Annotated in this window: 24 protein-coding genes; 4 read left to right on the top strand and 20 right to left on the bottom strand. The window is 59.8% G+C overall.

Annotated features, from left to right (window positions below):
* Positions 1 to 173: 173 nt before the first annotated feature.
* From hemG to HWW83_RS16820, 5 genes are all read right to left on the bottom strand, one after another.
* Positions 174 to 707 carry a menaquinone-dependent protoporphyrinogen IX dehydrogenase gene (hemG, locus tag HWW83_RS16800; protein WP_033652659.1) on the bottom strand — a complete coding sequence of 178 codons (534 nt, stop codon included), beginning with the start codon at positions 705 to 707 and terminating at the stop codon, positions 174 to 176.
* A gap of 21 nt (positions 708 to 728) precedes the next feature.
* Positions 729 to 2,180, bottom strand: coding sequence for a Trk system potassium transporter TrkH (gene trkH / locus HWW83_RS16805; protein ID WP_004934492.1), 1,452 nt, complete (start codon positions 2,178 to 2,180; stop codon positions 729 to 731).
* Positions 2,181 to 2,214: 34 nt separating this feature from the next.
* The gene (locus HWW83_RS16810; RefSeq protein ID WP_033644956.1) at positions 2,215 to 2,829 is read right to left on the bottom strand and encodes an IMPACT family protein; all 615 of its coding nucleotides are present in this window, start codon (positions 2,827 to 2,829) and stop codon (positions 2,215 to 2,217) included.
* Positions 2,829 to 4,160 carry a Xaa-Pro dipeptidase gene (gene pepQ / locus HWW83_RS16815; RefSeq protein WP_033644957.1) on the bottom strand — a complete coding sequence of 444 codons (1,332 nt, stop codon included), beginning with the start codon at positions 4,158 to 4,160 and terminating at the stop codon, positions 2,829 to 2,831. Before pepQ ends, HWW83_RS16810 begins: the two co-directional genes overlap by 1 nt.
* 112 nt (positions 4,161 to 4,272) lie before the next feature.
* Positions 4,273 to 5,469, bottom strand: a complete 1,197-nt coding sequence (locus HWW83_RS16820; RefSeq protein WP_033652656.1) for an MFS transporter — start codon at positions 5,467 to 5,469, stop codon at positions 4,273 to 4,275.
* A 233-nt stretch (positions 5,470 to 5,702) separates the two neighbouring features.
* Here HWW83_RS16820 and fadB point away from each other — a divergent pair, with 233 nt between their 5' ends.
* Complete coding sequence (fadB, locus tag HWW83_RS16825) at positions 5,703 to 7,892, top strand: fatty acid oxidation complex subunit alpha FadB (protein WP_033644960.1); 2,190 nt, start codon at positions 5,703 to 5,705, stop codon at positions 7,890 to 7,892.
* A gap of 10 nt (positions 7,893 to 7,902) precedes the next feature.
* Positions 7,903 to 9,066 carry an acetyl-CoA C-acyltransferase FadA gene (gene fadA / locus HWW83_RS16830; RefSeq protein ID WP_033644961.1) on the top strand — a complete coding sequence of 388 codons (1,164 nt, stop codon included), beginning with the start codon at positions 7,903 to 7,905 and terminating at the stop codon, positions 9,064 to 9,066.
* Between the two features lie 172 nt (positions 9,067 to 9,238).
* Here fadA and fre read toward each other — a convergent pair whose 3' ends face one another.
* The 3 genes from fre to pepE all read right to left on the bottom strand — a co-directional run bounded on the left by fre (position 9,239) and on the right by pepE (position 12,299).
* Positions 9,239 to 9,940: an NAD(P)H-flavin reductase gene (fre, locus tag HWW83_RS16835; RefSeq protein ID WP_069100519.1), complete on the bottom strand. Its 702-nt coding sequence runs from the start codon at positions 9,938 to 9,940 to the stop codon at positions 9,239 to 9,241.
* Between the two features lie 50 nt (positions 9,941 to 9,990).
* Entirely contained in the window at positions 9,991 to 11,511 is a 1,521-nt protein-coding gene (ubiD, locus tag HWW83_RS16840; protein WP_033644963.1) for a 4-hydroxy-3-polyprenylbenzoate decarboxylase, read from the bottom strand.
* A gap of 62 nt (positions 11,512 to 11,573) precedes the next feature.
* The gene (gene pepE, locus HWW83_RS16845; RefSeq protein WP_033644964.1) at positions 11,574 to 12,299 is read right to left on the bottom strand and encodes a dipeptidase PepE; all 726 of its coding nucleotides are present in this window, start codon (positions 12,297 to 12,299) and stop codon (positions 11,574 to 11,576) included.
* A 245-nt stretch (positions 12,300 to 12,544) separates the two neighbouring features.
* Here pepE and rfaH point away from each other — a divergent pair, with 245 nt between their 5' ends.
* Entirely contained in the window at positions 12,545 to 13,033 is a 489-nt protein-coding gene (rfaH, locus tag HWW83_RS16850) for a transcription/translation regulatory transformer protein RfaH (RefSeq protein ID WP_033644965.1), read from the top strand.
* Positions 13,034 to 13,075: 42 nt separating this feature from the next.
* On the opposite strand, the gene hemB is transcribed toward rfaH, so the two are convergent.
* From hemB to udp, 12 genes are all read right to left on the bottom strand, one after another.
* Positions 13,076 to 14,098 carry a porphobilinogen synthase gene (gene hemB / locus HWW83_RS16855; RefSeq protein ID WP_042783470.1) on the bottom strand — a complete coding sequence of 341 codons (1,023 nt, stop codon included), beginning with the start codon at positions 14,096 to 14,098 and terminating at the stop codon, positions 13,076 to 13,078.
* Between the two features lie 14 nt (positions 14,099 to 14,112).
* Positions 14,113 to 14,895, bottom strand: a complete 783-nt coding sequence (tatD, locus tag HWW83_RS16860; RefSeq protein ID WP_033645224.1) for a 3'-5' ssDNA/RNA exonuclease TatD — start codon at positions 14,893 to 14,895, stop codon at positions 14,113 to 14,115.
* Between the two features lie 53 nt (positions 14,896 to 14,948).
* Complete coding sequence (tatC, locus tag HWW83_RS16865) at positions 14,949 to 15,719, bottom strand: Sec-independent protein translocase subunit TatC (protein ID WP_033644968.1); 771 nt, start codon at positions 15,717 to 15,719, stop codon at positions 14,949 to 14,951.
* A 3-nt stretch (positions 15,720 to 15,722) separates the two neighbouring features.
* Positions 15,723 to 16,280, bottom strand: a complete 558-nt coding sequence (gene tatB, locus HWW83_RS16870) for a Sec-independent protein translocase protein TatB (RefSeq protein ID WP_033644970.1) — start codon at positions 16,278 to 16,280, stop codon at positions 15,723 to 15,725.
* A gap of 3 nt (positions 16,281 to 16,283) precedes the next feature.
* The gene (gene tatA / locus HWW83_RS16875) at positions 16,284 to 16,547 is read right to left on the bottom strand and encodes a Sec-independent protein translocase subunit TatA (protein ID WP_004934452.1); all 264 of its coding nucleotides are present in this window, start codon (positions 16,545 to 16,547) and stop codon (positions 16,284 to 16,286) included.
* Between the two features lie 80 nt (positions 16,548 to 16,627).
* The gene (ubiB, locus tag HWW83_RS16880) at positions 16,628 to 18,259 is read right to left on the bottom strand and encodes a ubiquinone biosynthesis regulatory protein kinase UbiB (protein ID WP_033644971.1); all 1,632 of its coding nucleotides are present in this window, start codon (positions 18,257 to 18,259) and stop codon (positions 16,628 to 16,630) included.
* Positions 18,256 to 18,864 carry a ubiquinone biosynthesis protein UbiJ gene (ubiJ, locus tag HWW83_RS16885; protein ID WP_033644973.1) on the bottom strand — a complete coding sequence of 203 codons (609 nt, stop codon included), beginning with the start codon at positions 18,862 to 18,864 and terminating at the stop codon, positions 18,256 to 18,258. The genes ubiB and ubiJ overlap by 4 nt, the downstream gene beginning before the upstream one ends.
* 13 nt (positions 18,865 to 18,877) lie before the next feature.
* Positions 18,878 to 19,633: a bifunctional demethylmenaquinone methyltransferase/2-methoxy-6-polyprenyl-1,4-benzoquinol methylase UbiE gene (gene ubiE, locus HWW83_RS16890; protein ID WP_004934443.1), complete on the bottom strand. Its 756-nt coding sequence runs from the start codon at positions 19,631 to 19,633 to the stop codon at positions 18,878 to 18,880.
* A 78-nt stretch (positions 19,634 to 19,711) separates the two neighbouring features.
* Positions 19,712 to 21,259 carry a DNA recombination protein RmuC gene (gene rmuC / locus HWW83_RS16895; RefSeq protein WP_033644974.1) on the bottom strand — a complete coding sequence of 516 codons (1,548 nt, stop codon included), beginning with the start codon at positions 21,257 to 21,259 and terminating at the stop codon, positions 19,712 to 19,714.
* A gap of 140 nt (positions 21,260 to 21,399) precedes the next feature.
* Positions 21,400 to 21,930 (bottom strand): DedA family protein, encoded by a 531-nt coding sequence (locus HWW83_RS16900; RefSeq protein ID WP_004934438.1) that lies wholly within the window; start codon positions 21,928 to 21,930, stop codon positions 21,400 to 21,402.
* A 79-nt stretch (positions 21,931 to 22,009) separates the two neighbouring features.
* Positions 22,010 to 22,792, bottom strand: a complete 783-nt coding sequence (locus tag HWW83_RS16905; RefSeq protein WP_033652653.1) for a tyrosine-protein phosphatase — start codon at positions 22,790 to 22,792, stop codon at positions 22,010 to 22,012.
* 130 nt (positions 22,793 to 22,922) lie between these two features.
* Positions 22,923 to 23,684, bottom strand: a complete 762-nt coding sequence (gene udp / locus HWW83_RS16910; RefSeq protein ID WP_004934432.1) for a uridine phosphorylase — start codon at positions 23,682 to 23,684, stop codon at positions 22,923 to 22,925.
* A gap of 489 nt (positions 23,685 to 24,173) precedes the next feature.
* Here udp and HWW83_RS16915 point away from each other — a divergent pair, with 489 nt between their 5' ends.
* Positions 24,174 to 25,001 (top strand): dienelactone hydrolase family protein, encoded by an 828-nt coding sequence (locus tag HWW83_RS16915; RefSeq protein ID WP_033652652.1) that lies wholly within the window; start codon positions 24,174 to 24,176, stop codon positions 24,999 to 25,001.
* Positions 25,002 to 25,020 lie beyond the last annotated feature (19 nt).

A 25,020-nucleotide genomic window follows, 5' to 3' on the forward strand; every position in this document is an offset into this window, starting at 1 on the left:
GAGTCAAGCGTTTATTTCGCTTTTCTCTCGCTGACCCGGCGGCTTGTCAGTCGTTGTTCCCGGTCAGTGGAGGCGCATTATAGGGAGTTCTCGGCAGGCCGCAACCCCTAAATGCAAAAAACTTTTCAAGCGCGGATTTTTTCGGCAAAACGCTGGCCAAACCCGCATTTCTGTCACTTTTCGTACTGAATCTGGCTAAATTCCTGGGCGAAACGATCGACTTGCTGCCAATCTGTGTACTCAACTTCCTTACTGGTATCCGTTTCTCCACCGGTCATACGCATAATAAATTGAATCATGATGCGGTCGAACCAGCGATAACGTGGATAACGCAATGCCCCGGCAAACACCGCGCACTGTTTTGGCTGCCACGGCGACGCCAACAGGAACTTACGGGTATAGGCGTTGGTTTGCGGCGAACGCTTTTCCGGTTTGCGTGCGGTCAGATTGACGGCAAAGAATGCGCTGGGCATCCGATTCAACTGTTCGGCATGACGTTTAACGAATTTATCCAGCACCGGGTTAAAGTGCCCGTAGCGAATAGAAGCGCCGATCATCACCTGCTGATACTGGCTAAGGTCGATCTGTTCCGCCTGCAACAGATCGATAACCTCACAGCGCAGCGTATCCTGCAATTTGCTTGCTATATAAGAAGCGATAGCACGTGTTTGCCCGTCACGGCTCGAATAAAGTATCAATGCCTTCATGGCGTACTCCTTATAACAGGCTCACTCACGCCAGAAGGTTGGCGTGAACAGCACCAGCAATGTAAACACTTCCAGGCGCCCGAACAGCATCGTCACCACCAGGATCCACTTGGCCGCCGCCGGCATCGTGGTGAAGTTGTCCGCCACCACGCCCAGACCAGGACCAAGGTTATTCAGCGTTGCCGTCACTGCGGCAAACGCGGAGAAATCATCAACGCCGGTCGCAATGATCGCCAGCATGCTGACGATAAACACCAGCGCATAGGCGGAGAAGAACCCCCACACCGCTTCCAGAATACGTTCCGGCAGTGCGCGATTGCCCAATTTGATGGTATAGACCGCGTTGGGGTGCACCAGCCTTTTCAATTCGCGCGAGCCCTGCAGGTACAACAGCAGAATACGGATCACCTTCAGGCCGCCGCCGGTCGAACCGGCGCAACCGCCGATGAATGCCGAACACAGCAACAGCATCGGCAGGAACAGCGGCCACTTGGCGATGCTGTCGGTCGTAAAACCGGCCGTGGTCGCCATCGATACCACCTGGAAGAACGCCTGATTGAGCGTTTCCATACCGCTCTTATAGACGCCATGTCCCCAGAGCACCAACGTGCACACCACCACCAGCGTCAGTTGAACGAAGATAAACATGCGGAATTCAGGATCGCGCCCATAGACCTTCAGACTGCGGCCGCTTAGCAAAGCGAAGTGCAGACCGTAGTTACAGCCGGAAATCAGCAGGAACACGGCAATGATGGTGTTGATGGTCGGGCTGGCGTAATAACCGATACTGGCATCGTGGGTAGAAAACCCGCCAATGGCGATGGTCGAGAAACTGTGGCCGATGGCGTCGAACACCGACATCCCGGCCCCCCAGAGCGCCAGCGCACAGGCGACGGTCAGCAACACATAGATTAGCCACAGGGTTTTGGCGGTTTCGGCAATACGCGGACGCATCTTGTTATCTTTCAGCGGCCCGGGCATTTCCGCCCGATACAGCTGCATGCCCCCGACGCCGAGTATCGGCAGTATCGCCACCGCCAACACGATGATCCCCATCCCGCCCATCCATTGCAGCATTTGGCGATAGAACAGGATGGCCTTAGGCAACGAGTCCAGCCCCACCAGCGTCGTTGCGCCGGTAGTCGTCAATCCCGAGAAGGATTCAAAGAAGGCGTCGGTCAGCGACAAATTAGGACGTTCCGAAAACAGGAACGGCAATGCCCCCACGCTGCCCAGCACGGTCCAGAACAGCACGACGATCAAGAAACCTTCACGCGGCTTCAGCTCGTGTTTCTGCTTACGGTTCGGCCACCACAGCATCAGCCCGATGGTCAACGCCACGAAGAACGTTTGGCTGAACGCTCGCCCCGCCCCATCGCGATAAATCAATGCCACCAGGCCGGGAATAAACATCGTCCCGGAGAACAGGATGACCAGAAGACCAACGATACGGGTTATGGCGCGAAAATGCATTTCAGCACGATCCTTAGCAATTCAATTGGGAGGATTATTGCGAAATGGGGGTTAATTGCAAATTACCGCGACTGAGATCACGCAATTTATTCCCAAACAGCTCGACCTCAGTCGCCGGCAGCGCCAAATGCAGCACGACGGCGGCGCCGTATTCACCCTGCAGGATCCGACCTGCGATTTGCTGCAACAAGTTCTCCACCAGCGCCAACTGCGCATAGTCGCACTGCAAGATATATTCGGCTTCGGGCACCTTTTGCGCCAGCGCCAGCTGCTTCAATGCCTGTTGAACACCGTTGCCATAAGCTTTCACCAGCCCGCCGGTGCCCAGCTTGACACCGCCGTAGTACCGAACGACTACGGCGGTCACTTCACCGATACCGCTGCCCATCAGCTGCGCGAGGATAGGTTTGCCGGCGGTGCCCGACGGTTCTCCATCGTCGGAGAACCCCAGCTGCTGCGAATCATCGGGGCTACCGGCGACGAAAGCCCAACAGTGGTGCCGCGCCGCCGGGTGCTCATCCCGCACCTGCTGAATAAACGCCTTTGCCGCCTCCACCCCGCCGGTCGGCGCCAGCAGGGTGATGAAACGGCTCTTCTTTATCTCTTCGGTAAAGCAGGTTGCTTCCGCCGGTATCGGGTACGGCCGCATCAAGCCAGGTTCAGATCGCGCGTCATGTTCTCGATGCGCTTTTCATGGATCACGATGTTGTCTTCGATGCGAATACCGCCATACGGTTTCAGCGCATCGATGCGATCCCAGGCGAAGTGCTGCTTGAACTCGCCGCTGCGCCACGGCGCCAACAGAGACTCGATGAAGTACAGACCCGGTTCGATGGTCAACACCATGCCCGGCTGCAACACGCGGGTACAACGCAGGAACGGGTACTTGGACGGCGCCGCCAGATGGGTGCCTTGCTCATCCTGCATAAAACCGGCGGCGTCGTGCACCTGCAGGCCCAACGGATGGCCCAACCCGTGCGGCAGGAACGGCGTGGTGATACCCGTTTCGACCATCGCCTCTTCGCTGAGGCCATTCACCAGTTTGTGATTCTTGAGCAGCTTGGCGATGCGCTGATGCATCTGCACATGATAGTCGGTGTAACGCACGCCGGTTTTAATGGTGTCGATCAGCGCCAGCTGTTCACTATTGAGATCTTTCACCAGATGAGCGAACTCGCTGCCGCTTTGCGCCGCATAGGTACGCGTCAGATCGGCGGCGTAGCCGTTATATTCCGCCCCGGCGTCGATCAGAAAACTCAGGGACTCGGCCGGCGGCTGATGATCCAGCTTGGTGTAGTGCAGCACCGAAGCGTGCTCGTTCAACGCCACGATGTTGTCGTAAGGCACATCGGTATCGCGATGGCCGGTAGCCGTCAGGTAGGCCAGATTGATGTCGAACTCGCTCATGCCGGAGAGGAAGGCCTCATGCGCGGCACGATGGCCGGTTACCGCCGTCTTCTGCGCTTCGCGCATGCAGGCCAGCTCATAGCCGGTTTTAATCGAACGGTGGAAATCCAGGTAGTTCAGCACCGCTTTCGGGTTGATGTTTTCCGAAGGGATGCCGAGATCGCGGGCGCGCTGTTGGGCATAACCGATATAGCCGACGCGCTCACGCTGCGGCGGCAGCTGCTGCGCGATCGCATCGGCGTTGGCCAGCGGCATCAATTCGAGGGACTTGGTCCAGAAACTGTTCGGCAGCGGCTCTACGCTGTGCCAGTAGTCAACCGGGGAGTAGAACCACAGCTTCGGCTTGTTGACGCCATCTATCCACAACCAGCAGTTCGGCACCGACGTCACCGGCACCCAGGCTTTGAAATGCGCGTTCACTTTGAACGGGTAGCTATGGTCGTCCAAAAATACCTTTTGCAGTTCCCCGGAGTGAATCAGCAGCGCATCCAACTTGTTGCGCTCCAGCACTTCACGCGCGCGTTTTTGCAGTTCTGCCAGGTGGTCGTTATACAAAGAAGCCAGCGTTTCCATCACAGTACCCTTATGCCTTAGCACGAAAGAAGCCATCTTAACACAGCGCTCCGACGCACCAACCTCATCGCGTTGGGCATGCGGAGCAGCTCGCAATTCCCTGCAAATGCCGTTACATCCGCAGCTTAACCATTAACCAGCCGCCCAAACCGAGCAGCGCTATCGCCAGCGCCCACAGGCCATGGTGTTCCAACAACACCGCGCCGGCCGCGGCGACGCCCGCCAGACACTGCTGCAGAAAGCCACACAGCGCCATCGCATAAGCGCCGTACTCTTTGGCATCGCTGACCGCCATCGCCATGCTGTTGGGAAACAGCACCGCCTGGCCAAAAATGGTCAGGCAATACAGCGCGATGAACAGCGCCATGCCGGAAAGGCCGGCCAGAACGCCGCTCCACCACAGCAGCAGGATCGCCGCCGTCGCCAGCGCCACGATGCCGCTGCCGGCCTGCATCAGTTTTTTCCCGCCGAGACGCGCCACCGTACGGTTCACCGTCAGCGCCCCGCTGAAGTAGGCGACGCCGATCACCAGCCCCAGGGCGCCGAACGCCGTGACGTTGAGACCAAACTCCTGCTGCATGACGAACGGACTCACTTCCTGCAGTGTCACCGTGGTGGCAAACCCCAGCCCGCCGACGCAGGCCGGCCAAAAGAACCCAGGCCGCCGCAGGATGGCAAAGTAGGTTGCCGCCATCGCCGGGCGCACGCCCCCTGCCCGTCCCGCCTCCAGCGGCAGCGTCGCCATCAGCACCAGAATGATCAAACCGGTGGCGCCCATCAGGACGAAGCCCATCTGCCAGTGCGCATATTGGCTCAGCAGGCCACCGATAAACTGACCGCCGCCCAGCGCGGTGATAAAGGCGATGGAGAGCACCGACAGACGCCGCGCCAGTTCGTCCCCGCTCCAGTTATCCCGCACGATGATGCGCGCGATGATCGCCGCACCGCCGGCACCCACGCCCTGCAGCGCACGCAGCGTCAGCAATTGGGCGCCGTTGCTGCACAGCGCCAACAGCCCGCTGCAGCCAATGAAAAGAAATAAAGACAGCGTCAGGGGCGCGCGGCGGCCAAAGCGATCGGCGGCCGCGCCCCAGAACAGCACCGGCAAGGCGGCGCCGATGACGAAGATTGAAATGGACAACTCGGTGGCGCGCCGGCTCATCGCCAGCTCCCGCATCACCGTCGGCAGCGAAGGCAAGTACACGGTCGTCGCCATTTGCGCCATAAACACCAACAGACACGCCAGCGTCATGGTTCTGGCGGGAATGCTCCATAAGCCGCTGCGTTTAACACAAGCCGCCTTAGTCATGCGTAACCTCGTCTGAATGTTCATTCGCTGCGAGCAAGTGTATGAGGGCCGACAAGCTCCGGCAAATGCCGATAGCACATAAAATATAACTTCGTTTCAAATCAAAAAACTAACTTAGCGACATGTGATCAGACCAGCAAAAATGCAATCTCTCATTTGCATATTGTTAACATAAAAACCACACTCCTCTTCATCTGGTCATACCAGATCATACGCTGATTCAGGAGATAGACATGCTCTACCAAGGCGAAACATTACAACTGCACTGGCTCGATAACGGCATCGCCGAGCTGGTGTTCAACGCACCGGGCTCGGTCAACAAGCTGGACACCCGCACCGTCGCCAGCCTGGGCGAAGCGCTCACCGTGCTGGAAAACCAGCCAGAGCTCAAGGGGCTGCTGCTGCGCTCCACCAAAGCCGCATTTATCGTCGGCGCCGATATCACCGAATTCCTTTCTCTGTTCGCCGCGCCGGCTGAAAAGCTGCAGGAGTGGCTGGTATTCGCCAACAACGTCTTTAACCGGCTGGAAGATTTGCCGGTGCCGACCATTTCGGCCATTAACGGCTATGCGCTCGGCGGCGGTTGCGAATGCATTTTGGCGACCGATTTCCGCGTCGCCTCACCGGACGCGCGCATCGGCCTGCCTGAAACCAAATTGGGCATCATGCCGGGCTTCGGCGGCTCCGTCCGCCTGCCGCGCCTGCTGGGTAACGACAGCGCGCTGGAAATCATCGCCGCCGGCAAAGACGTCAGCGCCAAAGACGCGTTGAAAGTCGGCCTGGTCGATGCGGTAGTGGCGCCGGAAAAACTGGCCGAAGCCGCGCTCAACATGCTGCAACAGGCGATCGACGGCAAGCTGAACTGGCGCGCCGCGCGTCAACCGAAGCTGGAGCCGCTGAAGCTCAGCCCGATCGAGGCGGCAATGAGCTTCACCACCGCCAAAGGCATGGTGCTGCAGACCGCCGGCAAACATTACCCGGCGCCGATGACCGCGGTGAAAACCATTGAAGCCGCCGCCAAGCTGGGCCGCGATGAAGCGCTGAAACTGGAAACCGCCAGCTTCGTGCCGTTGGCGCGCTCCAACGAAGCGCGTGCGCTGGTCGGCATCTTCCTTAACGATCAGTTCGTGAAGGGCCAGGCGAAAAAGCTGGCCAAGAATGTGGACGCGCCGAAACAGGCGGCGGTGTTGGGCGCCGGCATCATGGGCGGCGGCATCGCTTACCAATCGGCGTTGAAAGGCGTGCCGGTGATCATGAAGGACATCAGCGACAAATCGCTGACGTTGGGCATGAACGAAGCGGCCAAGCTGCTCAATAAGCAGTTGGAACGCGGCAAGCTGGATGGCCTGAAAATGGCGCAGGTGCTGTCGACCATTCAGCCGACGCTGGACTACGCCGGCATCGAGCGCGCGCAGGTGATCGTCGAAGCGGTCGTGGAGAACCCGAAGGTCAAAGCCGCCGTGCTGTCGGAAGTGGAAAACCTGATCGGCGAAGACACCGTTCTGGCGTCGAACACCTCGACCATTCCGATTAATCATCTGGCAAAATCGTTGAAGCGTCCGCAAAACTTCTGCGGCATGCACTTCTTTAACCCGGTACACCGTATGCCGCTGGTCGAAATCATCCGCGGCGAACAAACCAGCGACGAGACCATTGCCAAAGTGGTGGCCTACGCCAGCCGCATGGGCAAAACGCCGATCGTGGTGAACGACTGCCCGGGCTTCTTCGTCAACCGCGTGCTGTTCCCATACTTCGCCGGCTTCAGCCTGCTGCTGCGCGACGGCGCCGACTTCCGTCAGATCGATAAAGTGATGGAAAAACAGTTCGGTTGGCCGATGGGCCCGGCCTACCTGCTCGACGTGGTGGGCATCGACACCGCACACCACGCGCAAGCGGTAATGGCGGCCGGCTTCCCGGAGCGCATGAGCAAAGACTATCGCGACGCCATTGACGTGATGTTCGACAACCAGCGCTTCGGTCAGAAAAACCAGCTGGGCTTCTACCGCTACAGCCAGGACAACAAAGGTAAGCCGCGCAAGGACAACGACGAGCAGACCGATGCGCTGCTGGCCGAAGTGAGCCAACCGCGCCAGACCATCAGCGACGAAGAGATCGTTGCGCGCATGATGATCCCGATGATCAACGAAGTGGTGCGTTGCCTGGAAGAGAAGATCGTCGCCAGCCCGGCCGAAGCCGATATGGCGTTGGTCTACGGCATCGGTTTCCCTCCGTTCCACGGCGGCGCGTTCCGCTACCTGGATACGCTCGGCACCGCCAACTACGTTGAGCTGGCCCAGCGTTACGCACACCTCGGCGCCCTGTATCAAGTGCCGGCCGGTCTGCGCGCCAAGGCCGAACGCAATGAAAGCTACTACCCGGTGGCGACACCGCTGTCCGACGTCGCAACCCGCCAACCGGCATGAGGTCATAAAGATGGAAAACGTAGTTATTGTTGATGCCGTACGCACGCCGATGGGCCGCTCCAAGGGCGGCGCCTTCCGCCAGGTGCGCGCCGAAGATCTCTCCGCTCATCTGATGCGTGAAGTGCTGAGCCGCAACCCGGCGCTGAACGCCGACGAGATCGATGACATTTACTGGGGCTGCGTGCAGCAGACGCTGGAACAAGGCTTCAACATCGCCCGCAACGCCGCGCTGCTGGCCGAGATCCCGCACCGTGTGCCGGCGGTGACCGTCAACCGCCTGTGCGGCTCTTCGATGCAGGCGCTGCACGACGCGGCGCGCGCCATCATGGTTGGCGACGCGCACATCAGCCTGATCGGCGGCGTGGAACACATGGGCCATGTGCCGATGAACCACGGCGTGGATTTCCATCCGGGCCTGAGCCGCAGCGTAGCCAAGGCCGCCGGGATGATGGGGCTGACCGCTGAAATGCTGGCCAAGATGCACAACATCAGCCGCCAGATGCAGGATGAGTTCGCCGCGCGCTCCCACCAACGCGCACATGCGGCGACGCTGGCGGGTTACTTCAAAAACGAGATCATTCCGACCAACGGCCACGACGCCGACGGCGTGCTGACCCGTTACGATTTTGATGAAGTCATCCGCCCGGAAACCACCGTCGAAAGCCTGTCGGCCCTGCGTCCGGCGTTCGATCCGGTCAACGGCACCGTCACCGCCGGCAGTTCTTCCGCCCTGTCGGACGGCGCTTCCGCCATGCTGCTGATGAGCGAATCACGCGCCAAAGCGCTCGGTTTGAAAGCCCGCGCCCGCATCCGCTCGATGGCGGTCGTCGGCTGCGATCCTTCCATCATGGGCTACGGCCCGGTGCCGGCCAGCAAGCTGGCGCTGAAACGCGCCGGTCTGAGCGTGCAGGACATCGATCTGTTCGAGCTGAACGAAGCGTTCGCCGCCCAGTCGCTGCCGTGCATCAAGGATCTGGGGCTGATGGACAGCATTGACGACAAGATTAACCTGAACGGCGGCGCCATCGCGCTCGGTCACCCGCTGGGCTGTTCCGGCTCCCGCATCTCGACCACCTTGTTGAACAACATGGAACGTCGCGACGCGCAGTTCGGCCTGGCGACCATGTGCATCGGCCTGGGCCAGGGTATCGCCACCGTGTTTGAACGCGTTTAGCTGTGTCTATCTTGGGATGACCGCGTCACCACTTCAAATCGCGGCATCCCGCCAAGTTTAGTTGCCGTTCTTCCCGCCTGTCAGGGGCGGGTTTTTTATGCCTGAAATTTGCCGACGCCCAAATAAAAACGGGGCGACCCTCGGCCACCCCGTTCACTGCGCATCGCCTCTGTCAGATAAACGAAAACGCGTCGCCAAACATATGCGCTTCCTGCGCGCCGCGCTCGGCGCAGAAACGCTCGCGGGCGATTTTCGCCATCTCGAAACGCCCGGCGATGTAGATGTCATGCTCCGCCAACGTGCCGAAATCCTGCAACACCGCGCTGAGCACGGTGCCGCTGCGGCCACGCCATTCCGCCTCCGGCTGCTCGACCACCGGGATCACCTTCAGGTTCGGGTGTTGCACCGACAGCGCTTCCAGCTCGCTCAGATCGTACAGGTGCTTCAGCTCACGCCCGCCCCAGTAGATGGAAATGTCGCGATCGGGCTGCTGCTCCAACGCGGTCAACAGGATTGAGCGCGCATAGGAGAAGCCGGTGCCGCCGGCGATCAGCACCAGCGGACGGCAGCCCTCTTCCCGCAGCCAGGCGTCGCCATGCGGCATATCGACGGTGATCGCCTGCTCTTTCAGGATGCGATCCATCACCGCCATGGCGTACAGATTCAGCTCCGAAGCACCGATATGCAGCTCGATGTAATCTTGCTGCGTCGGGGTTGATGCCAGCGAGAACGGACGTTTGTCGCGCTCGTCCATCACCACCATCAGATATTGCCCTGCCTTGAAAGAAAACGGCTGCTCGGGCACCAGACGTACCCGATAAACCGTATCGGTAATGGCCTCTACCGAGGTCACTTTACAGCTCAATATTGTCATGCGTTCCCTCTGTCGGGTCATCAATGCAAAGCTGAGAACAGGGCCTGACGCTATAACGTCGGTTCCCTGTCACTGAAAATTGCGAGCTCATCCCAGATTTCGTCGACGCGCGCACGTACCTTTTCATCCATCTGAATCGGACGGCCCCATTCGCGATCGGTTTCACCCGGCCATTTGTTGGTGGCGTCCAGCCCCATCTTCGAACCCAGTCCGGAAACCGGCGAGGCGAAGTCCAGATAGTCGATCGGCGTATTCTCCACCAGAACCGTATCCCTTGCCGGATCCATTCGTGTGGTGATCGCCCAAATCACGTCATTCCAGTCGCGCGCATTGACGTCATCGTCACAGACGATAACAAATTTGGTGTACATAAACTGCCGCAGGAACGACCAGACGCCCATCATCACGCGTTTCGCGTGGCCGGCGTACTGTTTTTTCATGGTCACCACCGCCAGGCGATACGAGCACCCTTCCGGCGGCAGATAAAAATCAACGATTTCCGGGAACTGTTTTTGCAGGATCGGCACGAACACTTCATTCAGCGCCACGCCCAGGATCGCCGGCTCATCCGGCGGCCGACCGGTGTAGGTCGAGTGGTAAATCGCGTTGCGACGCTGGGTGATGTGCGTGACGGTGAATACCGGGAACTGGTCGATTTCATTGTAGTAACCGGTGTGGTCACCGTAGGGGCCTTCCGGCGCCATTTCACCCGGCTCGATATAGCCCTCCAGCACGATTTCGGCACTGGCAGGCACTTCCAGATCGTTGGAAAGGCACTTGACCACTTCGGTTTTATTGCCGCGCAGCAGCCCGGCAAAGGCGTATTCAGACAGGGTATCCGGCACCGGCGTCACCGCGCCGAGGATAGTGGCGGGATCGGCGCCCAGCGCCACCGCAACCGGGAAACGCTCGCCGGGGTGCGCCTGGCACCACTCCTGGTAATCCAGCGCGCCGCCGCGGTGCGACAGCCAGCGCATGATCACTTTATTCTTGCCCAGCACCTGCTGACGATAGATACCGAGGTTTTGCCGTTCCTTATGCGGGCCGCGGGTCACCGTCAGCCCCCAGGTGATCAGCGGCGCGGCGTCTTCCGGCCAGCAGTGCATCACCGGAATGCGGCCCAGATCGACATCATCGCCCTGCCATACCTGCTCCTGACAAGGCGCGGATCCCAGCACCTTGGTCGGCATGTTCAGCACCTGCTTGAACTTCGGTATTTTGTCGAACAGATCGCGGAAACCTTTCGGCGGCTCCGGCTCTTTGAGGAAAGCCAGCAGTTTGCCGACTTCGCGCAGCGCGCTGATGTCTTCCTGCCCCATGCCCATCGCCACGCGATTGGCGGTGCCGAACAGGTTGCACAGCACCGGCATGTCGTACCCTTTCGGGTTTTCAAACAGCAGTGCCGGGCCGCCCGCCCGCAGGGTGCGATCGGCAATTTCCGTCATTTCCAGGTAAGGATCGATCGGCTGGCTGATGCGTTTTAGTTCCCCTCTCTTCTCCAGCAACGAGAGGAAATCGCGTAAGTCACGGTATTTCATGCTGATCATTATAGCGGCCAGTGGGGAGGGCATTATAAGCCCTCTTCAAGGTTGTTGCTGCAATTTTGTTAACGCCGCCCGCTGCCGGGTGGCCCTCAGCCGCAGTTGAACGGCACCAGCGCAGCCAGTGCGCGCGTATCCTGATATTCGCGCGTCTCTTCGCCGTGGCGGAACACCTTAAAGCCCTGCCCGTTGGCGCTGAAATAACGCAGCGCATTGCCTTCAACGTGCAACAGACTGCCTTCACGCAACGCCACTACCGATTCGCTCGGGTTGATCGCACAGAACTCCGCGAGACGCTCGTCACGGGTTTCGCCCATGTGGCCGCTGATGTGCGCATCGATGTAATGCGGGTTAATCTGCACCGGGAACAACCCCAGCGCCGGCAACACCACGCTGCAGCGCACCGGCATGTCATTGGTGGTGCGAATACTCGGCGTCGCCACGTTGCAACCTGCGCTCCAGCCGACGTAAGGCACTTCACGCTCGCGCACCGCGCGCTGGATAGGCACGATCAGGCTTTGTTCGTGCAGCATCTGGTTCAGCAACCAGGTGTTGCCGCCGCTGACCAAAATGCATTCGGCCTGCGCGATCGCCGCCGCCGGTGAAGCGGCGTGGTGAATGCTGGTGACTTCAATGCCCAATGTTTGCGCCAGCTCCTGCGCGCGCCGATCGTAGTCGTAACGGATCAGCGCGTAAGGGATAAAGACGGCGGATTTGATGCCGCGGCGCGCAATCATCGCCAGCAGTTGGCTTTTGGCGTACCCCAGCAGCTCGGCTTCGCCAGACAGCTTGCCGTTGCTCAACAGAAACAGCTCCATTTTTCTCCCCTCGGTCAAAAACGATGAATAGCGTCACAGCCGGCGGCGCAACGCCTTGCCATACTGTGACGGTAACAAATTTTTAGCCCTCTGTTATACCAGCGCCGTATCGATAAGTGTGTGACCCCTCGCTAATAGCCGTGGATTCAGAAAGATAGGCGATGTTACATGCTGAAACTTGCATCACTATGTATCCGGAATAGCTTTTGATATGCTTACCGGCTGGCAGAAAGGCATGTGAAATTATGGAATCCTGGTATCTACTTTATTGCAAACGCGGTCAGCTGTTGCGAGCGCAGGAACATCTGGAGCGGCAGCAGGTAAACTGCCTCAGCCCGATCATCACGCTGGAAAAAATCGTGCGTGGCAAGCGCATCGCGGTCAGCGAACCCCTGTTTCCCAATTATCTGTTTGTGGAATTCGACCCGGAGCGCATTCACACCACCACCATCAGCGCCACCCGCGGCGTCAGCCACTTCGTGCGTTTCGGCGCGCTGCCGAGCGTCATCCCGAGCAAGGTGATCGATGAGCTGCGCACGCACACCAGCGAGACCTATGTCGATCCGGAAACCCCGCAGCCGGGCGATACCGTTCTGATCGTCGACGGCGTATTCGAAGGGCTGCAGGCGATCTACACCGAGCCGGACGGCGAGGCCCGCTCGATGCTGTTGCTCAACCTGATCAACAAACAGGTCAGTCAAAGCATCGACAATCGGCAATTCCAGAAAATGTAATGCAAAAAGGCGCCCTCAGGCGCCTTTTTTACGGTATCGCGCTTAGCGGCGCAGCGCTTCTTCATGCAGCCATTGGGCGACACGTTTGGCGAAGTAGGTCAGCACGCCGTCGGCGCCGGCGCGTTTAAAGCACATCAACGACTCCATCACCGCAGGCTGCTCCTGCAGCCAGCCGTTCTGAATCGCCGCCATGTGCATGGCGTACTCGCCGGACACCTGATAAGCGAAAGTCGGCACACCGAAGGTATCCTTCACCCGGCGCACCACATCCAGGTAAGGCATGCCCGGTTTCACCATCACCATGTCCGCGCCTTCCTGCAGATCCTGCGCAATCTCTTGCAGCGCTTCATCGCTGTTGGCCGGATCCATCTGATAGGTCTTTTTGTTGCCGCCTTTCAGGTTGCCGCTGGAACCCAGCGCATCGCGGAACGGACCGTAATAGCAGGAAGCGTACTTGGCGGAGTAGGCCATGATCTGGGTGTTCACCAGGCCCTGCAGTTCCAGACGATCGCGGATCGCCCCGATACGGCCGTCCATCATGTCGCTCGGCGCCACGATTTCCGCGCCCGCTTCGGCATGAGACAGCGCCTGACGCACCAGAATGTCTTTGGTCACGTCGTTAATCACGTAGCCCTGCTCATCGATCACCCCGTCCTGACCGTGGGTGGTGTAGGGATCGAGCGCTACGTCGGTCAGAATGCCCAACTCAGGCACCGCGTCTTTCAGCGCGCGCACCGTGCGCTGCACCAGCCCTTCCGGGTTGTAGGCTTCTTCCGCATGCAGCGACTTCAAGCCCGGTTCAATCACCGGGAACAGGGAGATCACCGGCACGCCGAGTTTGGCGATGGTTTCCGCTTCCTTGACCAGCAGATCGATCGTCATGCGCGATACGCCCGGCATCGAGGCCACTTCTTCCTGGCGGTTGCTGCCTTCCATGACGAACACCGGATAAATCAGGTCATTGACCGTCAGTTGGTTTTCGGCGACCAGACGGCGGCTGAAGTCATGACGGCGCACGCGGCGCATACGGCGACCAGGAAAGGTGCCCGGAAATGCATAGCTCATAGTTTTCTCCTAGCTCAAACCAGCCGGAATAGCCGGCGGGCGTTCTCATCGGTTTTTTGCCCCAGCCATTGCGGCTCTTCTTGCCGCCAGACGGCGACCTGATGCACGATGTGGGGCAGGAAACAGGGTTCGTTGCGGCGAGATGCGGGTTTAGGCTGTAAATCCCGGGGCAACAGATAAGGGGCGTCAGTTTCCAGCAGCAGACGCTCGGCCGGGATCTGCGGCAGCAGGGCGCGCAATTCCAGACCGCGCCGCTCGTCGCATACCCAACCGGTAATCCCGATCGACAGGCCCAGCGACAGGCAGCTTGCTAATTCTTCGGCGGTGCCGGTGAAGCAGTGCACCACGGCCGCGGGCAGTTTATCCAACCACGGCGTCAGTAGCTCGGCAAAACGTGCGTGTGCGTCGCGACAGTGAAGAAACACCGGCAGCGCCAACTCCGCCGCCAGCGCCAGTTGCGCGCTGAACGCCGCTTCCTGCTGCTCCGGCGTCGAGAAGTTGCGGTTGAAATCCAGACCGCATTCACCGATCGCCACCACTTCTGGGCCGGCGGCCAGGGCATAAATCTGCTCAGCGCTACGTTCATCCCAGTTGCCGGCGTTATGCGGATGCACACCGGCGGTGGACCAGCAATAGCCCGCATGCTGCTGCGCCAGTTTGGCGGCCTCGCGGCTCTCAGGCAGATCGGTGCCGGTAATCAGCATCCCGGTAACGCCCGCCGCGCGGGCGCGCTCCACCACGGTCTCGCGGTCTTTGGCGAATTGGCTGCTGGTGAGGTTAACGCCGATATCAAACATGGTTTTTTCCAAAGCAAAAGCCGCCCTATGGGCGGCTTCGCAATCAATGTGGATCAGGGCGCTGGGGGTTCGTCACCCTCGTCGTCGTCTTCCGCCTGCGGACGGCGTTTGCCGGTATAGAAGCGAGCGAAGAATACCCCCACTTCAAACAGCAGATACATCGGTATCGCCAGCAGGGTTTGCGAGAACACGTCCGGCGGCGTCAACAACATGCCGACCACAAACGCGCCGACCAACACATACGGCCGTTTCTTCTTCAGGTCTTCCGGCGAAGTGACGCCGCTCCAGCACAGCAGAATGATGGCGACCGGCACTTCGAAGGCGACGCCAAACGCCATAAACAGCGCCATGACGAAATCGAGGTAGTTTTTAATGTCGGTCGCAATGGTCACCCCCATCGGCGCGGTCTTGGCGAAGAAGCCGAAGGCCAGCGGGAACACGATGAAGTAGGCGAAGGCCATGCCGAGGTAAAACAACAGGCTGCTGGACACCAGCAACGGCATCATCAGGCGGCGTTCATGCTTGTACAGCGCAGGCGCGATAAACGCCCATACCTGATACAGGATCATCGGCGCGGAGACGAACACCGAAACGATCATGGTCAGCTTGATCGGGGTGAAAAACGGTGACGCCACGTCGGTGGCGATCATGCTCGCGCCGGCCGGCAACTGCTTGAGCAGCGGCGCAGAAACCAGCTGGTAGATGTCGTTGGCGAAAAACACCAGCACCACGAACACCGCCAGTACGCAAATAATCGAGTTCAACAGCCGCTTGCGCAGCTCTATCAGATGACTGATAAGGGGTTGGGTATCTTCAACAGCCATGTATTAACGATCGCCACTAGGTTGGTGAGACGCTGGGGTTTTATCCGCAACAGGTTCGACAGGAGCAGGCGCTGTTTCCACCGGCGCTTTAGCCGGTTGCGCCGCCACTGGCGCAGCCACGACGGCTTCAGGTTCCACTGCCGGTTTTGGCACGGCGGCGGGCGCGCTGGCGCTGGTTGCCGCTTCCGCCGGCGTCACGCCGTCGTGCAAGGCTTCCGGATCGATGGCCTGCGGGTTATGGATGGTGTTCGCCAGCTCTTCTTTCTCGCCCCGGTAGGTGCGTTTCAAGGATTCCGCCGCGTCTTTCAGCTCATCCATCGACGCCTTCAACTCCGGCGTCAGGTTCTGCAGGCCGGCCTGTTCGGCTTTCTTCAGGCTGTCCTGCAGCTCCTGCAGCTTCAGCTCCTGAGACAGTTCGTGCTGCACCGAGGCCGCCAGCGAGCGCAGCGCGCGGATCCAGCCCGATACCGTTCTGACCGCAACCGGCAAGCGTTCCGGCCCCAGAACAACCAGGCCGATCACCAGCACCAGCAGCAGCTCACTAAACCCAATGTCAAACACGGTTTATACCTGCTCTTTGTTCTTCGACTCTTCCGGTTTCACTTCCGGCTGCTTATCGGTAATAGGCTTGGCCGAGAAATCAGCGTCATCCAGGCTGCTTTTTTCAGCCGTGTTGGGGGTCGACGGCGTATCGTCGCCGATCGCTTTTTTGAAGCCCTTGATCGAGGCGCCGAGATCGGAACCCAGCGTGCGCAGTTTTTTGGTGCCGAACAGCAGCACCACGATCACTGCGATGATCAACAATTGCGTAATACTAATACCGCCCATTTTAATTACCTCTAATTTTAAGGGGTCTTTTAAAGCCAGCCCGCATTATAGAGCCGACTTTACCAGAGTAACGAATTAAATCAGGTGGTTCGCTTCCAGCCAATCACCCAGCATACGATGCCGGCGGCCATCATCCAGGCGGGGAACACCTCGATTTGCCCCAGCAGCAACAGCGTGCCGCTTACCAACAGTGTAGCGCCAACGCCGAACAAATAACGTGACTGCCCCTGACGAACCCGCTGAGCCTGCATCTGGTTGGTCAGCTTATCAACGCTTTGTTGCAACAGTTTATGCTGCTGCAGGCTGTCGTAAAACAGCTCGGGCAGCTCGGGCAGTTTCTCCGCCCAGAACGGCGCCTTCTCTTTCAGCGCGCGCACCACGGCGGGAATGCCGACCTGATCGCGCAGCCAACTCTCGAGGAACGGCTTGGCGGTGGTCCACAGATCCAACTGCGGGTAAAGCTGACGCCCCAGCCCTTCAACATACAGCAAGGTCTTCTGCAATAACACCAGCTGCGGCTGCACTTCCATATTGAAGCGGCGCGCGGTGTTGAACAGGTTCAGTAGCACGTTGCCGAAGGAGATCTCCGCCAGCGGCTTCTCGAAAATCGGTTCGCACACGGTACGGATGGCGAATTCGAAGTCTTCCACGTTGGTGTCGCGCGGCACCCAGCCGGAGTCGACGTGCAGTTCCGCCACCTTGCGGTAATCGCGGTTGAAGAAGGCGATGAAGTTTTCCGCCAGATAGCGTTTGTCATCCTTGTTCAACGAACCGACGATGCCGCAGTCGATGCCGATGTAGCAAGGATCTTCCGGATGTTCGTAGCTGACGAAAATATTACCGGGATGCATGTCCGCATGGAAGAAGCTGTCGCGGAATACCTGGGTAAAGAACACCTGAACGCCGCGTTCCGCCAACAGTTTCATGTTGGTGCCCTGCTGCTCCAGCGTGGCGATGTCCGAGACCGGAATGCCGTAGATACGCTCCATCACCAACACGCTTTCGCGGCAGTAGTCGGAGTAAACTTCCGGCACGTACAGCATCGGGCTGCCGTCGAAATTGCGACGCAGCTGAATGGCGTTGGCCGCTTCGCGCAGCAGGTTCAATTCGTCCAGCAGGGTTTTTTCGTACTCGCGCACCACTTCGCGCGGACGCAGGCGGCGGCCGTCCGGCAACAGCTTCGGCACCCAGCCTGCCAGCCGGTACATCAAGCGCACGTCGGCTTTGATAATCGGCCCGATATCCGGCCGGATCACCTTCAGCACCACTTCCTGGCCGGTGGTTTTCAGCCGCGCGGTATGCACCTGCGCGATCGAGGCGGACGCCAGCGGCTGCTGCTCGAAGTCGTCGAACCAGGTTTCCAGCGGGCCGCCCATCGCCAGCTCGATATGCTTGCGCGCCAGCGCACCGTCGAAAGGCGCCACCCGATCCTGCAGCAGCGTCAGCTGATCGGCAATGTGCGGCGGGAACAGATCGCGGCGGGTAGACATCATCTGGCCGAACTTGATCCAGACCGGCCCCAATTCCTGCAGCGCCAGCCGCAGACGTTCGCCCAGCGGTTTGTCCTTGTGCCGATTAGGCATCCAGAACAGCAGCCGGCGGCCGAAGCGCAGCGGCAGCGTCAAACGCATTGTCGGGATCAGCTCGTCCAGCCCATAGCTGAGAAAAACGCGGACGATAAAATACAAACGGCGCAGTTCGCCTGGGGTCATCGCTTGCCCTCCAACTTATCCATGCGGGCAATCAGCGCTTCCGCGCTGCGGGCGAGCGCATCCACTTCTTCATTGAACCACACCACTTCCAGCGGCCCCGGCGCCAGACGCCACTCTTCCGTCAGCGCCTCAGCCATGTCTTGCTGCCGACGCATCAATCCGGCCTTGAGTAACGAAGCACCTTTGCCCAGCGCCTGCGTAATGCCTTGAGCGGCGATATCGCCGATATAGGGCGCCAGCCATTCCGCCGGATCCCACTCCGCCAGATCGAGCAGGCCAACCAGCTGTTGCACCACCTGAATATCCCCTTCCACCGTCAATTCGCCGCTGCGCATCAGCACCGGCAACTGCTGGCGATCGCGCAGCTTCAGTAAGGAGGGAATGCGGCTGCGCACCGTGCAATCGGCGCTGTCTTCAGACTGCCCCAGCACATCCACGCGCAGTTCGCTGAACACCAGCACCAGCGGTGAAGCCAACTCTTCCAGTTCGATGCGCAGCACCTTGCCCGCCAGGCGTTGGCGAGCGGCTTTCATGCTGCGATCGCGAAACAGCAGGTTATTCAGCGAGGTTTCCAGCGCACCGGTCAGCAGAGGGGTAAACAGCATCGGCATCTCCCTCTCAGAACTTGAAGCCGCGATGCAGGGCGACAATCCCACCGGTCAGGTTGAAATAGGTGACGTTTTCAAAACCGGCGTTGCCCATCATGCCCTTCAGGGTTTCCTGATCGGGGTGCATACGGATCGATTCCGCCAGATAGCGATAGCTGTCCGGATCTTTCACTACCAGCTCGCCGATCTTCGGCAGCACGTGGAAAGAGTATGCGTCGTAAGCTTTGCTCAGCGGCGCCAGCAGCGGTTTGGAGAACTCCAGCACCAACAGGCGGCCGCCCGGCTTCAGCACGCGGAACATCGAACGCAGCGCTTTGTCTTTGTCGGTGACGTTACGCAGGCCAAAGGAGATGGTGATGCAATCGAAGTAATTGTCCGGGAACGGCAGCGCTTCGGCGTTGGCCTGCACGTAATTGATGTTGCCGACGATGCCGCGATCGCGCAGCTTCTCGCGCCCCATCTTCAGCATCGAATCGTTGATGTCCGCCAGCACCACCTGCCCCTGCTCGCCAACCATGCGGGAGAACTTGGCGGCCAGGTCGCCGGTGCCACCGGCCAGATCCAGCACGCGCTGCCCGCGGCGCACGCCGCTGCAGTCAATGGTGAAACGCTTCCAGATACGGTGGATGCCGAACGACATCAGGTCGTTCATCACGTCATACTTTGCCGCTACCGAATGAAAAACGTCCGCCACCATGGCCTGTTTTTCGTCTCTAGCGACGGTGCGAAAACCGAAATCGGTGGTTTCCTGCGATTGATCTGCCATTGTCCTGCCTGCTATTCAGTCAATTTTGTGTGGATGAGTGTACCAGAAGCCCGAGGAATACCCCACCTCGCCACGGCCTCAGCCGTGCGAAACGAAGCCCGGTTCCCCGGTGGTATCATCATCGTCGTTCGTCTGCGGCAGCGCGGCGACCTCGTCGTCGTTCGCCTCTTCCGCTTCATCGTGTTGCGCGCCGGCTTGCTGCGCCAGCAGCGGGTTTATCGGCCGCTTGACCTCAACCCCCAGCGCACGGAAACCTTCAATTTGGCCGATAAGATTACCACGGCCTTCGCTCAGTTTGTTCATCGCCTGACGATAACTGCCCTGCGCCTTGTCCAGGCTCTGCCCCAGCGCGGACATATCGTCCACGAACAGCCGCATCTTGTCATACAGTTTCGCCGCGCGCTCGGCGATGCGCTGGGCATTCTGGCTCTGATGCTCATAGCGCCACAGGTTGGTTATGGTACGCAGCGCCACCAGCAACGTGGTCGGGCTGACCAGCATGATGTTGTGCTTGAGCGCTTCGCTGATCAGCTCCGGCTCGCGATCGATAGCCAGCAGGAAGGCCGGCTCGACCGGAATGAACATCAGCACATAGTCCAGCGAACGCAGCCCCGGCAGCTGCTGGTAGTCCTTGCGGCCCAGCATGCGAATGTGGCCGCGCAGCGAAGCGATATGTTCGCTCAGCGCCGCTTCGCGCTCCGCCTCGTCTTCACCGTTGAAATAGCGCTCGTAGGCGATCAGCGACATCTTGGCGTCGATCACGACATCCTTGCCCTGCGGCAGGCGCACGATCACATCGGGCTGCATGCGGCTCTGATGATCTACCCGCACGTTGACCTGCGTTTCATACTCGTGCCCTTCGCGCAGGCCGGAGGCCTCCAGCACCCGGCTCAGCACCACTTCGCCCCAGTTGCCCTGGGTCTTGTTGTCGCCTTTCAGCGCCTTGGTGAGGTTGATGGCCTCGCGCGCCATCTGCGCATTCAACTGCTGCAGATTGCGTATCTCGTGCGTCAGCGTATGGCGCTCACGTGCCTCCTGGCCAAAGCTGTCCTGCACCTGCCGGCGGAAACCGTCCAGTTGTTCGCGCAGCGGCAGCAGTAACCGATCCAAACTTTGCTTATTTTGCTCGTCCACCTTGCGGCCGCTGTGTTCAAAAATGCGGTTGGCGAGGTTTTCAAACTGGGTAGTGAGGCGCTGTTCGCTGTTGATCAGCAGACGCTGCTTCTCCTCCGCCGCCATGCGCGTCTCTTCCAGACGGATGGTGACTTCGCGCAGCTCGGCCTCCTGCGCGCTGTTCACCTCGCGCTGGGCGCGCAGCTCTTGGTTGAGCAGCTCGCATTCGTTGCGCCAATGGTTGAGCTGTTGCAGTTTTTCATGCCCGGCCGCCAGCTGGCTGTGCAGGTTGCGCAGCTCCAGCTCGTTCTGGCGCGACTGCTGTTCGTGGCGCAGCAGGGCCTCCTGCCGCACGGCCGTCTCCTGCTGCGCCTGCTGCAACGCTTGCTCCAGCAACCGCAGTTCGGTTTCATGTTGCGCGTTCGTCTGCTGCACTCGCAGACTGGCGATCAGCCACCCTAACAGCATGCCGATCGCGACGCCGCCAATCCCATAAATCAGACTGGTATCCACCCTGCCTCCTGTTGCACCTTGCCGTTCCGGCGTTTCGCACGCCCATTGCCCGTCACGTTAAGGGGAGGCTGTATGGATGTCCAGCCTGATTTTGCCCGCCGCGCACAATATTGCGCGGCGCTGCGCAATTTAGCGAGAAATCAGCCCAGCCACTGGCTGAGCCACTTGATGCCGAACGCCCCCGGCGCCAGAATGCCGAACGCCCAGATCATCGCCGACGTGACGTTGGCCAACTGGAAGTAGCGCTGCGGCATGCCGCAAATGCCCCCCACCAGCGGCACCACGGCGCGCAGCGGGCCGAAGAAGCGGCCAATGAAAATGCCCAGCACGCCCCAGCGCTCAAAGAAGGCGTGGCCGCGCGCCAGCAGCTGCGGATTGCGCGACAGCGGCCACATATGGGCCACCCGATCCTGATAGTGGTAGCCGATCCAGTACGAGAGCCAGTCGCCGAAAAACGCCCCGGCGGCGGCGGCGGCCCAAATCGGCCAAAAGGCGATGCCGCTTTCGCCGATCAGCGCGCCCAGCGCCAGCAGGATCACCGTGGCCGGCAGCAGCAGCGACAAAAACGCCAGCGACTCGCCGAACGCCAGGAAGAAGATGATGGGAATGGCCCAGCCTTCGTGCTGACGCACGACGTCGCTGACCCAGTTGATAACGTCATTGAGGCTCAATGCGGGGCTCCTGATACGCGATGGTTCGCCGCCTAGGATAAGCCGGGGCGAGTTAAACCCCGGCTAAACACGCGGAAATTTACTCGAGGTAGTACGCCCGCAGCGCTTCGCGCTGGGCCGCGCCCAGGCCGTATTCCGCTTCCAGCCAGCGGTCGGTGGAGCCGTATTGTTGGCGGATGCAGCCCAGCGCCGTCATCAGGAACTCCTCGCGCGCGCTGAGCACGTAGGCGAATTGCTCCAGCGCCGCCGCATTCAACTTGATAGACAGCTGATCCAGCATCTGCTCGCGGAAAGCGGCCAGCGTGGTTTCGGTCAGCAGATAGTCTTCCAGCACCGTCGCTTCGTCGGCCCCCAGCGCGAACAGCACCAGCGCCGAACCGACCCCGGTGCGATCCTTGCCGACCGCGCAGTGTTGCACGATTGCGCCGCCGCCGGGGTTGCTCAACAGCTGCGCCAACCGCTGATAGGCCGCATTGCCGAACGGCAGGCGGCGATACAGCTCCAGCATGAACGCCCGGGCGTCGAAAGCGGCCAGCGTTTCGTTGGTGAGCTTTTCCAGGTTGGCGTTGACTTCGCTGCTCAGCGGGTTGGCCGGCACGTGGTGATAGTCGGCGCCATTCCACAGAATATCCGGTTTGGCCTGCACTTCGTCGGCATCGCGGTAGTCCAGCACCGAACGCACCGGCACCCCAGCGAGGAAAGTGCAGTCGTTTTCCGTCAGCCGCTCGAGAGAACCGGAGCGGAACAGCAGGCCGCGTTTGATGCGGCGCCCGTCGGCCACGCCGTTGCCGCCGAAGTCACGGAAGTTAATGCCGCCGTCGAGCGGCGCAAGCGAAGGATGAAGCAGGATCTGGGCGGTCATAAACGTCCTCGTTGTTTTTGTTCTGACAACGCGCGGCAGCCATCGGCGCAGCGCTGAGGAGTATCACCGTAACAGATTAGCCGCGAATGGAAAAACGGACCGCGTCGGCGGCCCGCTGGGGGTAAGGCGATTACAGCAGACGGCGGGCGGCGTCCACCACGATCTGCACCGCTTTGCTTTCGGTGTTTTTCATGGTTTCGGCGTTCGGGATCTCTTGCTGGGTGCGGTTAACGATCACCCCGGCCACCATGCCGGCGCGCAGGCCCTGGCTGGCGCACATGGTCAGCAGCGTGGCGGATTCCATTTCATAGTTCATCACGCCCATCGCCTGCCATTCTTCCATCGAGCCTTTAAAACGGCTGACCACGCGGCCGGAGTAGGTGTCGTAACGTTCCTGGCCCGGGTAGAAAGTATCGGAAGAAGCGGTTACGCCAATGTGGGTGGTCGCGCCGCTGGCTTTGGCCGCTTCCACCAGCGCGGTGGTGCAGGCGAAGTCCGCGACCGCCGGGAACTCCATCGGCGCAAAGTGCAGGCTGGCGCCGTCGAGGCGTACCGCTGCCGTAGTCACCAGTACGTCGCCGACGTTGATGTTCGCCTGAATGGCGCCGGTGGTGCCGATACGCAGGAAGGTGCGGATGCCCAGCTGCGCCAGCTCTTCCACCGCGATAGAGGTAGACGGGCCGCCGATGCCGGTGGAGCAGACGATCACCGCCTTGCCGTCCAGCTCTGCGCGCCAGGTAGTGAATTCACGATGGGAGGCCAGATGCACCGGATTTTCCATCAGCTTGGCAATCTTCTCTACGCGCTGCGGATCGCCCGGCACGATGGCAAGCTGGGCCCCTTGTAAATCGTTCTTGGTGAGGCCGAGATGAAAAACATCAGACTGAGACATACGAGACTCCTCATGGATCATGTTTATTGGGAGGAACAAAAAAGCACTCTACTGAAAATCGCCGCTTAATTTCGTGACGATAGTCACTATGAAAAGAGAAACAAATTACATGCTACATATTTTTTGTGATTTTTATCACAAAAAAAAGCACTATAAGGCATCCAGAACGCACCGCTAAACCTCAGTCTAGCCGACAAACCTTGCCGCTCCCTGCCCGTTGATTGCCGGCTGAAACTATTTAGCTCATCAATTCGAAATACCCCCATCTTATCGGTTGCTTAGGGACAAAAAAGCCCTCTAACGCACCTTATGGCACTTACGCGGGCCAAAACGCGTAATAACATGATAAAAAGCGCTTAAAAATGCCGTAAAGCCAGATAATTAGCCGTTTTTTATCGACTTGTCCGAAAGTGCGCCACGCAGCGCCAATAATGGGTAATCTTTCCTATAGTTAATCTCAGCGCTTTTTTCTATTGCACGGAGACCGCAATGAAAACCGAACATGTGATGACATTAGAACAGGCTCAGGGAGGATTCGCCCCGGCCGCCGCGCCGGTAGCCGCCTCCGCGATTATCACCGATGAACAGGGCATTCACGCCGGGCAAACGACTATTCCTTCCCAGGGAGACGCGCTGCCGGCCTACGTCGCCAAACCCGCCGACCACAACGGCCCCTTCCCCATCGTGCTGGTGGTGCAGGAAATCTTCGGCGTCCATGAACATATTCAGGATCTGTGCCGTCGTCTGGCCAAACAGGGCTATCTGGCGATTGCCCCCGAGCTCTATTTCCGCCAGGGCGACGCCAACGACTACACCGATATCGGCGAGCTGTTCCAGCAGCTGGTGACCAAGGTGCCGGATCGTCAGGTGCTGTCGGATCTGGATCACGCCGCGCACTGGGCTATCCGCCACGGCGGCGACGCCGGCAAGCTGGCGATCACCGGTTTTTGCTGGGGCGGCCGCATTACCTGGCTGTACGCAGCGCACAACCCGCAGTTAAAAGCGGCCGTCGCCTGGTACGGCAAACTGGTGGGTGAAAAAACGCTGAATTCGCCGAAGCATCCGGTCGATGTCGCCACACACTTGTCAACGCCGGTGCTGGGGCTGTATGGCGGGCAGGACAGCGGTATTCCGCTGGATACGGTGGAAAACATGCGTCAGGCGATCCGCGCCGCCAACGCCGATGCCGAAATCGTGGTGTATCCTGGCGTCGGGCACGCATTCAACGCCGACTATCGCCCCAGCTACAACGCCGAAGCGGCGGAAGACGGCTGGCAGCGCATGCTGGCGTGGTTCGCCCAGCACGGCGTCAAGTAATCCTCCTCGCATAAAAAAG

It is taken from the genome of Serratia ureilytica (assembly GCF_013375155.1).
Lineage (GTDB): Bacteria > Pseudomonadota > Gammaproteobacteria > Enterobacterales > Enterobacteriaceae > Serratia > Serratia ureilytica.

Coding starts and splice junctions, on each gene's coding strand:
- hemG (WP_033652659.1), bottom strand. CDS start 707: ATGAAGGCATTGATACTTTATTCGAGCCGTGACGGGCAAACACGTGCT.
- trkH (WP_004934492.1), bottom strand. CDS start 2,180: ATGCATTTTCGCGCCATAACCCGTATCGTTGGTCTTCTGGTCATCCTG.
- HWW83_RS16810 (WP_033644956.1), bottom strand. CDS start 2,829: ATGCGGCCGTACCCGATACCGGCGGAAGCAACCTGCTTTACCGAAGAG.
- pepQ (WP_033644957.1), bottom strand. CDS start 4,160: ATGGAAACGCTGGCTTCTTTGTATAACGACCACCTGGCAGAACTGCAA.
- HWW83_RS16820 (WP_033652656.1), bottom strand. CDS start 5,469: ATGACTAAGGCGGCTTGTGTTAAACGCAGCGGCTTATGGAGCATTCCC.
- fadB (WP_033644960.1), top strand. CDS start 5,703: ATGCTCTACCAAGGCGAAACATTACAACTGCACTGGCTCGATAACGGC.
- fadA (WP_033644961.1), top strand. CDS start 7,903: ATGGAAAACGTAGTTATTGTTGATGCCGTACGCACGCCGATGGGCCGC.
- fre (WP_069100519.1), bottom strand. CDS start 9,940: ATGACAATATTGAGCTGTAAAGTGACCTCGGTAGAGGCCATTACCGAT.
- ubiD (WP_033644963.1), bottom strand. CDS start 11,511: ATGCCCTCCCCACTGGCCGCTATAATGATCAGCATGAAATACCGTGAC.
- pepE (WP_033644964.1), bottom strand. CDS start 12,299: ATGGAGCTGTTTCTGTTGAGCAACGGCAAGCTGTCTGGCGAAGCCGAG.
- rfaH (WP_033644965.1), top strand. CDS start 12,545: ATGGAATCCTGGTATCTACTTTATTGCAAACGCGGTCAGCTGTTGCGA.
- hemB (WP_042783470.1), bottom strand. CDS start 14,098: ATGAGCTATGCATTTCCGGGCACCTTTCCTGGTCGCCGTATGCGCCGC.
- tatD (WP_033645224.1), bottom strand. CDS start 14,895: ATGTTTGATATCGGCGTTAACCTCACCAGCAGCCAATTCGCCAAAGAC.
- tatC (WP_033644968.1), bottom strand. CDS start 15,719: ATGGCTGTTGAAGATACCCAACCCCTTATCAGTCATCTGATAGAGCTG.
- tatA (WP_004934452.1), bottom strand. CDS start 16,547: ATGGGCGGTATTAGTATTACGCAATTGTTGATCATCGCAGTGATCGTG.
- ubiB (WP_033644971.1), bottom strand. CDS start 18,259: ATGACCCCAGGCGAACTGCGCCGTTTGTATTTTATCGTCCGCGTTTTT.
- ubiJ (WP_033644973.1), bottom strand. CDS start 18,864: ATGCTGTTTACCCCTCTGCTGACCGGTGCGCTGGAAACCTCGCTGAAT.
- ubiE (WP_004934443.1), bottom strand. CDS start 19,633: ATGGCAGATCAATCGCAGGAAACCACCGATTTCGGTTTTCGCACCGTC.
- HWW83_RS16905 (WP_033652653.1), bottom strand. CDS start 22,792: ATGACCGCCCAGATCCTGCTTCATCCTTCGCTTGCGCCGCTCGACGGC.
- udp (WP_004934432.1), bottom strand. CDS start 23,684: ATGTCTCAGTCTGATGTTTTTCATCTCGGCCTCACCAAGAACGATTTA.
- HWW83_RS16915 (WP_033652652.1), top strand. CDS start 24,174: ATGAAAACCGAACATGTGATGACATTAGAACAGGCTCAGGGAGGATTC.